The organism is Protofrankia sp. Cas4, from assembly GCF_963555915.1.
Taxonomy (GTDB): domain Bacteria; phylum Actinomycetota; class Actinomycetes; order Frankiales; family Frankiaceae; genus Protofrankia.
In genome coordinates, this window is the sequence record NZ_CAUVXL010000247.1 from 22,801 (window position 1) to 35,088 (window position 12,288).

Annotated in this window: 12 protein-coding genes and 1 pseudogene; 4 read left to right on the plus strand and 9 right to left on the minus strand. The window is 68.3% G+C overall.

Annotated features, from left to right (window positions below; genetic code table 11):
* Nucleotides 1–28: 28 nt before the first annotated feature.
* From proC to U9979_RS22420, 5 genes are all read right to left on the minus strand, one after another.
* Nucleotides 29–826, minus strand: a complete 798-nt coding sequence (gene proC / locus U9979_RS22400) for a pyrroline-5-carboxylate reductase (protein ID WP_322766219.1) — start codon at nt 824–826, stop codon at nt 29–31.
* Between the two features lie 54 nt (nt 827–880).
* Nucleotides 881–1,837, minus strand: a complete 957-nt coding sequence (locus U9979_RS22405; RefSeq protein ID WP_416210647.1) for a proline dehydrogenase family protein — start codon at nt 1,835–1,837, stop codon at nt 881–883.
* 18 nt (nt 1,838–1,855) lie between these two features.
* Entirely contained in the window at nt 1,856–2,659 is an 804-nt protein-coding gene (locus tag U9979_RS22410) for a class I SAM-dependent methyltransferase (RefSeq protein WP_322750062.1), read from the minus strand.
* A gap of 172 nt (nt 2,660–2,831) precedes the next feature.
* Nucleotides 2,832–3,809, minus strand: a complete 978-nt coding sequence (locus tag U9979_RS22415) for a sugar phosphate isomerase/epimerase family protein (RefSeq protein WP_416210648.1) — start codon at nt 3,807–3,809, stop codon at nt 2,832–2,834.
* Nucleotides 3,810–4,023: 214 nt separating this feature from the next.
* A complete protein-coding gene (locus U9979_RS22420) occupies nt 4,024–4,944 on the minus strand; it encodes a Ppx/GppA phosphatase family protein (protein WP_322780857.1) in 921 nt (306 codons plus the stop codon).
* Between U9979_RS22420 and U9979_RS22425 the strand changes: the two genes are divergently transcribed.
* Nucleotides 4,915–5,391 carry a hypothetical protein gene (locus U9979_RS22425; RefSeq protein ID WP_322780858.1) on the plus strand — a complete coding sequence of 159 codons (477 nt, stop codon included), beginning with the start codon at nt 4,915–4,917 and terminating at the stop codon, nt 5,389–5,391. The genes U9979_RS22420 and U9979_RS22425 overlap by 30 nt on opposite strands.
* Before the next feature lie 61 nt (nt 5,392–5,452).
* Here the strand turns inward: U9979_RS22425 and U9979_RS22430 are convergent, their stop codons facing one another.
* Nucleotides 5,453–6,133: a response regulator transcription factor gene (locus tag U9979_RS22430; protein WP_322750065.1), complete on the minus strand. Its 681-nt coding sequence runs from the start codon at nt 6,131–6,133 to the stop codon at nt 5,453–5,455.
* Nucleotides 6,134–6,136: 3 nt separating this feature from the next.
* Nucleotides 6,137–7,351 (minus strand): sensor histidine kinase, encoded by a 1,215-nt coding sequence (locus U9979_RS22435; protein WP_322780859.1) that lies wholly within the window; start codon nt 7,349–7,351, stop codon nt 6,137–6,139.
* Between the two features lie 479 nt (nt 7,352–7,830).
* On the opposite strand from U9979_RS22435, the gene phoU reads away from it, so the two are divergent.
* Nucleotides 7,831–8,472 carry a phosphate signaling complex protein PhoU gene (phoU, locus tag U9979_RS22440; RefSeq protein ID WP_322750067.1) on the plus strand — a complete coding sequence of 214 codons (642 nt, stop codon included), beginning with the start codon at nt 7,831–7,833 and terminating at the stop codon, nt 8,470–8,472.
* Between the two features lie 107 nt (nt 8,473–8,579).
* Here phoU and U9979_RS22445 read toward each other — a convergent pair whose 3' ends face one another.
* Complete coding sequence (locus U9979_RS22445) at nt 8,580–9,314, minus strand: phosphoglyceromutase (RefSeq protein ID WP_322780860.1); 735 nt, start codon at nt 9,312–9,314, stop codon at nt 8,580–8,582.
* A gap of 477 nt (nt 9,315–9,791) precedes the next feature.
* Here U9979_RS22445 and U9979_RS22450 point away from each other — a divergent pair, with 477 nt between their 5' ends.
* Both U9979_RS22450 and U9979_RS22455 read left to right on the plus strand, forming a co-directional pair.
* Nucleotides 9,792–10,241 (plus strand): Fur family transcriptional regulator, encoded by a 450-nt coding sequence (locus U9979_RS22450; RefSeq protein WP_322750069.1) that lies wholly within the window; start codon nt 9,792–9,794, stop codon nt 10,239–10,241.
* A 7-nt stretch (nt 10,242–10,248) separates the two neighbouring features.
* A complete protein-coding gene (locus U9979_RS22455; protein ID WP_322780861.1) occupies nt 10,249–11,547 on the plus strand; it encodes a folate-binding protein in 1,299 nt (432 codons plus the stop codon).
* A gap of 69 nt (nt 11,548–11,616) precedes the next feature.
* Here U9979_RS22455 and U9979_RS22460 read toward each other — a convergent pair.
* Nucleotides 11,617–12,288: pseudogene (locus tag U9979_RS22460) on the minus strand (transcriptional regulator); the annotation flags it as partial.

Genomic DNA, 12,288 nt, shown 5'->3' on the forward strand with positions numbered 1-12,288 from the left:
GATCATCACTCGCATCGACCAATATCCATTAACCGGAGGCAAGTTCACGGGACCGGTCCCGGGCCGCCTCGATCGCGGCCAGCAACGCAGCCCTGACCCCGTGCTTCTCCAGCTCCCGGATCGCGTTGATCGTCGTCCCGGCCGGGGACGTGACAGCCTCGCGTAACAGCACCGGATGCTCACCGGAGTCGCGTAGCATCACAGCGGCACCGACCGCGGTCTGGACCAGGAGCTGGGCGGCGACAGCCCGCGGAATACCCAGCAGGATGCCTGCGTCGATCATCGCCTCGACCAGGTAGAAGAAGTAGGCCGGGCCGCTGCCCGACAACGCGGTCACGGCATCCTGCTGCGACTCGGGCACGCGGATGACCGTGCCGACCGGCGCCAGCAGATCCTCTGTGCGCCGCAGGTGCTCCTCGCCCGCGTGGGCGCCCGCCGAGATCACCGACATCGCCTCGTCCACGAGAACCGGCGTGTTCGTCATCACCCGCACAACCGGTGTGCCCGTGGCGAGCCGGTGCTCCAGGTAGGACGTGGTGATGCCAGCGGCCAACGAGACGACGAGGTGGTCCGAGGTGACAACGCCGGCGATCTCAGCCACCAGACCGGTCATGTCCTGCGGCTTGACTGTGAGTATCAGCACATCCGCCCGGGCGGCCGCGGCCGGGTTCGACAGCGCCTCGACCCCGTGACGGGCGGACAGCTCCTCGGCGCGCTCGGAACGCCGAGCCGTCACGAAGAGGCCGTCCGGATCATGACCCGAACGGAGCATTCCCGCCAACAGTGCCTCACCGAGTTTGCCGGTGCCGAGGATCGCGACCGTCATGAACGTCCCTTCGCTGGACCTGATCTCACCGCACCGACTGTCACAGCACCGACGTCACCGGGATGACCGCAGCGCGCGCAGGAAGAACAGCAGGTTGGCTGGGCGCTCGGCCAGCCGCCGCATCAGGTAGGCGTACCACTCCCGCCCACACGGTACGTAGACCCGCACCACCTCGCCTGCCCCGACGAGACGCCGCTGCTCGCCCGACCGGACGCCGAAGAGCATCTGATACTCGAACGACCGTCGGGCATGACCCGGATCCAGAGCTACCAGATCGGTTCCCGACCCTGCAACCGCCCCGGCGAGCCGACCGGCCAGGTCAACCAACGCAGGATCATGGGTGGCGACCATGGGATAGCCCCGGCCCGCCATCAGGATCGCCAGACACCGCGCGTACGAGGCGTCCACCTCGGCCCGACGAGCGTAGGCAACCGAGAGTGGCTCGGCATACGCGCCCTTGCACAGTCGCACCCGGCCGCCGGCACCAGCGAGATCACGGCAGTCCGCCTCGGTGCGCCGCAGATACGCCTGGACGACGGCACCGGTCTCGTCGAACTCCCGGCGCAGCTCGGCCACCTCGGTCAACGTCGCGTCGGTGGTGGTGTGGTCCTCCATGTCCACCGTGACGCAGGTGCCCGCCTCCCGGGCCGCCTGGCACACCCCGAGCACGAGCTCGCGGGCCAGGGGCGCGTCAAACGCCTGGCCGAACGAGGAGAGCTTGACCGACACCTCGCTGGCCGGGGTGAGACCCGCATCGGCAAGTGCCCGCAGCAGGTCACGGTAGGTCGCGGCGGACTCGTGGGCACGCTGCCGATCGATCGTGTCCTCACCGAGAACGTCCAGGGACACCCGCAGGCCAACGTCGCACAGGCCGCCGGCGACCCTGACCCCGGCGGGAACGTCCTCGCCCGCGACGAACCGGTTGACCACGGCGTGGGTCACCGGGCTGGTCGACACGAGCCGTCGGACATGAGGATCACCCGACGCGGCCAGCACCATCGTTCGCAGCATCGCGGTACGCAGCACCACTCAAGGATCCCGCAGGGTGGCCGTCGGCGGCGCGCTGGCAACGTCCTCACCCGGCGAACCGATGCGGGCGACGACCAGCACCGTGTGAAACGGTTCGGTGATCATTCCGTCAGGAAACGCCTTGAGCAGGGACCGCCGCTCAGCGGCCAGAAAGTCCTCCAGCCTGTCCCCGGTCGCCTGGACGTACGATTTCGACCGCAGCCACAGCTCGTACGCCTCCACCGCAAGCGTCCGGCTCCACCGGCCGGACACCGTCACAACCTCGGCGAACAGACCCGTCCAGCGCAACTCGTCCGCCCACGGACGCAGCCGGTGGTCCCGCTGGTAGCCCGGACTCATCGCCTCCAGCCGCTGCTGCTGGCGTTCCCACCAGCGCAGGTCCGCACCGTCGACGTCGTTCCACCAGACGGCGAGCGCGCCGCCGGGCCGCAGCACCCGCGCGGCCTCGGCCGCGGCCACCGGTACCTGGACCCAGTGCCAGGCCTGCGCGTAGCAGACGAAGTCGGCCACGGCGTCGGCGAACGGCAGGGCTTCCCCGTCGGCGCGCACCGCGCCAAGCCCGGGCGTGCGCTCGCACAGGCGACCGAGCATCCCCGGGCTGTGATCCACTGGGATCACCCGGGCCCCACGGTCCAGCAGCGCCCGGGTGGCGATGCCGGTTCCGGCGCCGACCTCGATGATGTCGGCGCCGGCAAGCTCGCGTCCGGCCAACCACTCCAGATCCACGAACAGCCGATGGGGATAGGACGGCCGCGCGGCATCGTAGGCGTCCACCAACGGATCAAACAGCGACCTGGCGCTCACCGGAGCATGGTGACACCACCCCGGAACGTCGCGATGCCACCTTCGCAAACTGCGGGTGTCAGTTCTGGAGCCTGTTTCAGCACCTGTCTCAGATTTTCTGTCCGATCACCAGGCCGATCACCAGGCAAATCGGCAGGCAGCTCGGCAGGCAGCTCGGTGCGACCCGGCGCCGTCAGGGCATCCGGCCGCTCACGGTCGCAGGCGCGGCCGCGAGGTTGAGCCGGGTGAACGCCAACGCCTCGGCGAGATCCGCCTCCCGCTGGGCTCGGGACTCCGCCCGCCTCGTGTTGATCTCTACGACGACGGTGCCGTCGAATCCTCGAGCCGCCAGTCTCTCCAGCAGGTCGGCACACGGCTGGTTGCCGCGTCCGGGCACAAGGTGCTCGTCCTTGGCCAGCCCGATCCCGTCGGCCATGTGAACGTGGACGAGTCGTTCACCCAGTTCGTCCGCCATCGCCAACGCGTCGGAGCGCGAAACGCTGGTATGCGAAAGATCAAGGGTGACATGCCGGTAGTCATCGCCCACCGGCGACCAGTCCGGGGCGTACGCGGAAATCTCCCGCCCCCGCGCGCGCAACGGGAACATGTTCTCGACCGCGAAGCGGACGGCTGTCTCATCCCTCATTCTTTCGATGCCCTCGACAAAATCGCGGGCAAAATCACGCTGCCAGCGGAACGGCGGATGGACGACGACGGTCTGCGCCCGTAGCGCTTCGGCGACCGTACGGGCCCGCTGCAACTTCGCCCAGGGTTCGGCTCCCCATACGCGCTGAGTCAACAGCAGGCACGGGGAATGGATGGCGAGAATCGGAATACCGTGATAATCGACAAGCCGCCGCAGAGCCTCCGGATCCTGGCTTACCGGATCCGTCAACACCATGATCTCGACTCCGTCATACCCCAGCCGCGCAGCCATCTCAAAGGCGGCCGCCGTCGATTCGGGGTAGGTCGACGCGGTCGACAGGGCGACCTTCGCCGAAGGGACCCGCGCGGTGGTCCGATCAGCTCGACGAGGAGCGATCAAGGTCGGGTATGTCGTGCCGCGGGAGGACACGGCAAAGCCCCGCGCGGGCCCACGCGGGCTCTGCACACCGTTGTCCGCGGCCTCGGCGTCCCCGAGTCGCGGCGCTGGGGTTGACGCCTCGGACATCTCTCCAGAGTAGGGCGCGTCCGCTCGATCTTCACTGACACCTCCCGTGCCCGTCATCGGGTCTCCAGGACCCCGGTAGTCATCCACCAAGTTCCCCGAAACGGCCCGCAGATGTCCGAGAAATACATATCCGGGAAATACCAGGGACCCGACCGCCGCACGCCCGCGCATCTCGCACGAACGGGGCCGCCAGCCTTCATCGCCCGCGATCGGATCAGGCAGAGGTCAACCAGTCCAGCCTACGCAGAATGACTCCCTCCCGAAGCGCCCACGGGCAGATCTCCACCTCGCTCAGATTGAGCAGTTCAAGAGCTTCGGCGGCGACGACGGACCCCGCGGCGAGCTGGCCCGCGCGATCAGCCGACACCCCCGGCAGACCGCACCGCTGCGCCGCGGACATCTTGCACAGCCGGTTGGATATCTCACGCAGCGCATCCTGGCGCAGGACCCTGCGAACGTAGGGACCACGACTGTACGGCTCGGCACCGGCGATACGAGCCAGTGACCGGAAGGTCTTCGACGTCGCCACCGCCCGCGTGGGCTCGCCGACCACATACAGGTTCGACACCACCGGTGCGATGTGCGCCCGGACGTACCGTCGCAGGGCCGCGACCTCTGACCGTTTGGGTGGGTCGTTGGTGAACCAGTCACGAGTCAGTCGACTCGCCCCCAGCGGCAGGGATGACACCACGTCGGGATCTTCATGCAACCCGGCTGCGATCTCCAGTGATCCGCCACCGATGTCGAGCGCGAGCAGGCGCCCGGCGCTCCACCCGAACCAGCGCCGGACCGCCAGGAAGGTCAGGCGCGCCTCATGCTCGCCCGGCAGGACGGCAAGCGCGACACCGCTCGCCGTTCGCAGCCGGGCCAGGACGTCCTCGCTGTTGGTGGCGTCACGCAGAGCCGATGTGGCGAACGCCACCAGGTCGTCCACACCGAGGTCGTCAGCGCGGCCACGCATCTGAATGATGCACTCGGTCAGTGTCCGCTCGCCCGCGGCGGACAAGGCGCCATCCTCGTCGAGGAGCTCTACCAGTCGCAGCGGAACCTTCACGCTCGCGGCCGGCAATGGTTGGCCGCCGACGTGCGCGTCGACGACCAGCAGATGAACCGTGTTCGACCCGATGTCGATCACGCCGAGGCGCATCCGACCGACCGCGACACGCTGCACGGCTGCCTGTCCGTTGGCCTGCCGATCCGTGGCCTGCCGGGCCGTTGCCCGCTGGCCCGTGGCCCGCTGGCCCGTGGCCTGCCGACCCACCGCGCCCGGATCAGCCTCCGGCTGACTACCGACAGCCGGCTTCACCGACCCGGCACGCAGTCACACGACGTAGCGGCCGACCGGCCGCTCTGTGCTGACCGCAGCAGCTTCACCACGTTCGCATCCACTCCTGTCGATTGTCGGTGGCGGGACGCATGGACGTTCCCGGCGGACATGCCCACTCACCGGCTCGCGGACCTGCCCGGCCGGGACGGAACCCCGGTGACGGCGACCGCGCCCGTCAGCCACGGCCAGCGTTCGGGCCTGTCCGCGGTTCCGGCAGCGCACCGGCAGCGCACCGGGACACGCTTCGTGCGCTGACCACCGTACGTGGCATAGAAGATCTTGGACTCGCCCCGCCTCCACCACGATACGACAATGATCAGGGTTCGAACTTGTAACCCAGCCCTCGGACAGTCACCAGGTGGCGCGGATTGCCCGGCTCGTCCTCGATCTTCGTCCGTAGCCGCTTGACATGGACGTCGAGGGTCTTGGTGTCCCCGACGTAGTCCGACCCCCACACGCGGTCGATCAGCTGGCCGCGGGTGAGAACCCGACCCGCATTACGCAGGAACATCTCCAGCAGCTCGAACTCCTTCAGCGGCAGCGGGACAGCGGCCCCGTCGACCGTGACCACGTGCCGTTCGACATCCATCCGGACCGGGCCGGCCTCCAGCGTCGCGGTGATGCGTTCCTCGGCCTCGCCGCGGCGGCGGAGTACCGCGCGGATCCGGGCGACCAGCTCACGGGCGGAGAACGGTTTGGTGACGTAGTCGTCAGCACCCAGTTCCAGGCCGACGACCTTGTCAATCTCACTGTCACGAGCCGTCAGCATGATCACCGGAACGGCCGACTGCTGGCGCAGCGCCCGGCAGACCTCCGTTCCGGACAGCCCGGGCAACATCAGGTCCAGCAGAACGAGATCAGCGCCGTGCCGCTCGAACTCGGCCAGCGCGGCCGGCCCGTCGGTGGCGACCGCGACCTCGAACCCCTCCCGTTCAAGCATGAACGACAACGCGTCCGAGAACGACTCCTCGTCCTCCACGACCAGAAGGCGGGTCACCCTTCACACTCCTTCGTCATCACTGTCGTTTTCACGCTCGGCATCCGCATCGGTATCGGTATCGGTATCGGTGTCCGCATCGGTATCCATATCGCCATCTACCTCGATTTCGCCACCGACATCGGCGCAGGCCCGCAACAGGGGCAATCTGATCGTGAAGGTCGACCCGGCACCTTCGGAACTCCACACACTGACGCTTCCCCCGTGGTTCGTCGCGACGTGCTTGACGATCGCGAGCCCGAGCCCCGTGCCCCCCGTCTGGCGGGAACGCGCCGGGTCGGCACGGTAGAAGCGTTCGAACACGCGCTCCAAGTCCCGTTCGGCGATCCCGATACCTTCGTCGGCGACAGACAGCTCCACCGTGTCGCCCGCCCGTCGAACCCCGATGACCACTCGGGTGCCAGTCGGCGAGTAGCTCACGGCGTTGTCGAGCAGATTCGCCAACGCCGTTGCGAGCTGCCCCTCATCCCCGCTGACGGCGAAGTCACTGTCACCGATCACCGCAATGGTGATCTCGCGGGCCGAAGCGGTCAGCCGGGTACGGTCCAGCGCCTCGGCCAGCACCGCCGAGACCAGGACCGGGCGCAGGTCGGGCATCGGGTCCGCACCCTGTAGCCGGGACAGGTCGATGATCTCCTGAACGAGACGCGCGAGCCTGGAGGACTCACGCGTCATCCGGGAGGCGAAACGCCGGACGGCAACCGGGTCGTCGCTGGCGACGGCAACCGCCTCGGCTAGCACATGGAGTGCGCCGACCGGGGTCTTGAGCTCATGACTGACATTGGCCACGAAGTCCCGGCGGACCGCCTCCACCCGGCGGGCCTCGGTGACGTCGTCGAGGATCACGGCCACGTGGCCGTCCGAACCGAGGCGCAGGGTGCGAGCCCGCACGGCGAACGCCTCCTGATCAGGACGCGGACGGGTCAGCGGCGGCTCCGGACGCGGTGGCAGACCGAGCTGGCGGTCACGGTCGACGCCGTCCGCGCGGGTCTGTCCGACCAGATCAGTCAGCTCATCGAGAGCCAGGCGGCCGGCGTCAATCACACCCATGGTCCGAGCAGCCGGGTTGGCCAGCACCACGGCACCGTCCGCGTCCAGCACGACCAACCCGGATGGCAGGCCGTCGACCAGGCGCCGGATGAGCCGAGACGGCAGGGCCGGCTGTAGGGCTGCCGCTCCAGGGGTCACCGAAGCAGGGGTCGCCGAACCAGGGGTCACCGAACCAGAGGCCTTCGCTCCGGACCGGGTACCAGGCCGCTCCGGAGCGGAACGCCACCCCGGGTTGGACGAATCCGGGCGAAGCACGAACCCGGGCCCTCGCTCACCCACACCGTCACCCACGGGCCGAATCGTAGGTGGCCAACCGTAGCCTGCGCGTGTATCAACCGAACCAGAACCGATCGTCACCAGGAGTTCATTCGGCTCACGTGATCTGTTCACCAGGGGGCGAGCAGCACCGACGATCGTTTGATCACGGCAGGGTGGCGCAGCGGTCGGGACCGCACGTTGTTCGGGAAGCCACCGCCGCCTCGCGGTACCTCGCGACATGTTTCGAGGCTTTGGGCGGCGGGATCCTTCCGGACCGCCGATATCGACCCGTAGCGCTGGGGGCGGCGGGTACGTGGTAACCACCACGAGACCCGTCCCTGCCGTGATCAAATGGGCCGACAACCGCCACGAACACGAAGGAGCCGTCCGTGCGGGACGCCTTCCACGACGATCTTGAGAGCATCAACTCGTCACTTGTGGAGATGACCAATCTGGTCGCCTCCGCGATGGCGCGAGCGACAACCGCGCTTCTCGATGCCGATCTACAGCTGGCCGAAGGCGTGATCACAGCCGACGAGACCGTGGATCTTCTCCGTAACGAGATCGAGGAGAGATCCTTCGAGATAATGGCGCGCCAGCAGCCAGTGGCCACCGACCTACGACTCATAGTCACGACACTACGCATCGTCGCAGACCTCGAGCGCATGGGCGATCTTGCACTACACGTGGCCAAGGTGGCCCGACGGCGTTACCCGGGACGCGCCATCCCGCCGGAGCTGAACTCGACCATCCTGGAGATGGGTCAGGTGGCGCAGCGGATCGTGGCCAAGGCAGGGTCGGTCATCGCGGGCCACGATGCCGCCCTCGCCAAGGAGCTGGAGAGCGACGACGACTCCATGGACGCCCTGCACCGCAAGCTCTTCCACGTACTGCTGGAAACCGAGTGGACCTACGGTATGGAGGCTGCGATCGACATCACCCTGTGCGGTCGCTTCTACGAGCGTTACGCCGACCATGCGGTCTCGGTCGCCCATCGGGTGATCTACCTCGTAACCGGCGACAAGGTCTAGATCACCGGACCGGAATCACCGGCCGGCAGCGGATGAGGCGCCGGGCCCGGGGCGCGCCATCCGGATGTGCCGCCCGGCCTCGGCGGCACATCCGCAGGCACCAGTCGTTACTTCTTTCCCTGCGCCGCAACGGCAGCGGCGGCCGTCGCCGCTGCCGTCGGGTCGAGGTACGCCGAACTCACGACCCGTAGATCGTCGTCCAACTCGTAACGCAACGGAATACCGGTGGGAATGTTCATACCGGCGATGTCGGCGTCGCTGATCCCGTCCAGATGCTTCACCAGCGCGCGCAGCGAGTTGCCGTGGGCTGCGACGAGCACGACCTGCCCGGCCCGCAGGTCGGGCACGATCGCGTCGTACCAGTACGGCAGCATTCGCGTCACGACGTCGCGCAGACACTCGGTTGTCGGAATCACGTCCGGCGGCAGGCCGGCGTACCGCTCGTCCACCCCGCTGGCCTGGTCAGGCCCGATCGGCGGCGGCGGCGTGTCATAGGAACGACGCCAGAGCATGAACTGCTCCTCGCCGTACTTCCCAAGCGTCTCGGCCTTGTCCAGGCCCTGCAGCCCCCCGTAGTGGCGCTCGTTGAGGCGCCACGAACGGCGGACCGGGATCCAGGTGCGTCCGGCGGCATCCAAGGCGATCCAGGCGGTGCGGATCGCGCGCACCAGCAGCGAGGTGTGGACCACGTCGGGCAGCAGGCCGCAGTCACGCAGGAGCTCACCGCCGCGGGTCGCCTCTGTGACACCTTTGTCAGAAAGATCTACATCCACCCAGCCGGTGAACAGGTTCTCACGGTTCCACGTGCTCTCGCCGTGGCGGAGCAGGACGAGCGTCGGCATGCCTTCGATCCTGCCGCAACCCGGGCGTCGCATGTGGTCGGATCGACGCGACGCGCACCCGCAGGCCCGTAACCCGGCCGGAACGGCCCGGCGCCTGCGCCCCTTTGTCACCCAAGGCCGGGTCCACCCGCTCTGGAAACGCCGGGTCCAGCACAAACAGGAGCCCCCGAGCGGTTCCATCAACCCATGTTCGGGATGACGAGCCGTCGGGACCAGCGACGACGCTCGGGGGCCTGGTGCCTGTCTGGTTCTCGCCGGTGCCGGTGCCCGCAGGTCACCCGGCCGGGTGAGGACCACGAGACCGGCTAGCGGACAGTCACCTCACGAGTCCGTTTATCACACAAAACTGGACCACCTCCCTTCTCGTGTGCAGACAACGCTACGTTCGCCCCGGCGTGCTCCGCAACCGCTTTTCCACCGCGGTGGTGCCCCGCCCGCGGCATAACCGTGCCACCCCAGGCCAGCTACACTCGGTCCATGGCGGTGGACGTCGAGGGTGGGCCGCGGGGCAGCTGGCAGACGCAGCTGCGATCTCGCGGCTACCGTCTCACGCCGCAACGCCAGCTCGTCCTGGAGGCGGTCGCCCGGCTCGGTCACGCCACCCCGGAGGACATCGTCACGGAGGTCCGCCGCACAGCGGGCGGGGTCAACATCTCGACGGTGTACCGGACGCTGGAGCTTCTCGAGAAGCTCAAACTCGTTTCGCATGCCCACCTCGGGCACGGCGCGCCGACCTATCACGCCGCCGGTGCCGAAGATCACGTTCACCTCGTCTGCGGGGCCTGCGGGGCCGTCCAGGAAGTCTCCCCGACCGTGCTGTCCGACCTGGTCGTGGCCCTGCGGGATCGCTTCGGTTTCGCGGTGGACGTCAACCACGTGGCGCTCACGGGCCGATGTGTGGACTGTGCAGACCCGAAAGCTGGTTGAACCGTCCATGACCGCCGACGCCACCACCGCGCCCGTAACCGACACCGCGCACCTGACCGACGCTGAAACGCGAACGTCCAACGATCCGGGTGATGACATCCACTACCGCTCTCCGTTGCTGGACGTCGCCGGTGCCGTGCCCGCCACCGGACCCGACCTCGGGGTGGCCGACCACTACGGGGACCCACTGCGCGAACAGCGCGAGGCCGAACGCGGCGCGGCGGTCGTCGACCGCTCGCACCGCGGGGTCATCCGCATCACCGGTCCGGACCGCCTGTCCTGGCTGCACAGCATCACATCGCAACACCTCGATGCACTGCCGGCGATGCGCGGCAGTGAGGCGTTGGTGCTGTCCCCACACGGCCATGTCGAACATCATCTGATGATCGCGGACGACGGCACGACCACCTGGCTGGATGTTGAACCGGGCACCACCGGCGCGCTACTGGCCTACCTCGCATCGATGAGGTTCCTGCTCCGGGTGGAGCCCACGGACGCCACCGGTGCTCGGTCCGTCCTCTCGGTGCTCGGTCCGGCCGCGGTGGATGCCGTGACCAGCGCCCTCGGCCCGCTCGACCACCCGCTCCCACAGCCGGGCGGCGGGGCCGGTGGCGGGGCGGAGGCCTCCGGTGATGACGGCGACCAACTGGCGCTGGGGCTGTACCCACTGGCGGCGACCCTGTCGGCCGCGACCCAGTCGGCGGCGACCCAGTCGGCCGCGACCGGCCATCAGGATCCGGATGTGGCCGGGACGCTCGTCCGTGCGATGCCCCACGGTGTCGACCTGTTGATCCCGCGACGGGAACTGACCGCGACGGTCGAACGGTTGCGGTCAACCGGAGTGACGCTGGCCGGCGTGTCCACGTTCGAAGCGCTGCGGGTCGCCGACCGTCGGCCTCGCCTGGGCACCGACACGGACCACCGGACAATCCCGCACGAAGTCGGCTGGCTGTCCACGGCCGTCCATCTCAACAAGGGGTGCTACCGGGGCCAGGAAACCGTCGCCCGGGTACACAACCTGGGGCGCCCGCCGCGGCGCATGGTGCTGCTGCACCTCGACGGCAGCACGGTCACCCGAGGCATACCGGTAACTGTCGATGGTCGGGTGGTGGGGTTCGTCGGCACCTCAGCCATGCACGCAGAGCTCGGTCCGGTTGCGCTGGCCCTCGTCAAGCGCAACGTCGCAGACGACGCCGCACTTGTGCTCAACGATCCGGAGACAGGCGAAATCGCTGCGTCCATCGACCCGGCCAGCGGGCCGCAGCAGCCGGTCCGTCCGGCAGGTCGGCCTACAGGTACAGGTTAAGAGCGACCAGCCTGACTACCCGCCCTGTTGCTAGTCACTCTCAGTGACTAGCAACCTACCCGGTCGGGTTCAGGCCGGACGGACGGCGAGAAGCTGATCTACCTCACGTACCTGCGGATCGGAGGCATATCGACGCAGACGCCGACGCACATCCTCGGCCCGCCGCCCGTTGCGCTGCGACCGGGTGGCTTCCAGTAGCGGCGCGACCTCGCGGACCAACGTGCAGCCGTAGTCGAGGTTACCCAGATCGATCTGAACAGCTGCATAGCGTAGCAGATAGGTGGCGTGATCGCGGGCGTGGACGGCAGGATGCAGGGCCAGCGCCTGGGACAGCCACCGGTCGGCCTGAGGCAGCCGGCCGAGGTCGATGTAGCAGATTCCGATCTGTGCGGCGTACGACCCCTCGTCGAACATCCCCGCCCAGGCCGGGTCCTGCGGGGTCGCCCGTTCGAAAGCGGCCTCACAGCGCACGAGCGCCCGGGAGCATTCGCCCGGCTCCCCCAATGCCGCATAGGCGCGCGCAAGCCTCATCTGGAACATCGCGCCCGCCCGTCCGCTGATGCCACCGCTACTGGCGACCGCTGCATTCGCCAGCTCCACTGCCTCCCGCGGGCGGTCGAAGTCAACGCACTGCAGCGACATGTTTTTCATGATGTTCGCGCCGACCAGGCGGTCCCCGGCTGCATGGGCGGCGTGCAGGGCCGCAATCCAGTACCGCTGGGCGCTGGTGTGGTAGCCGGC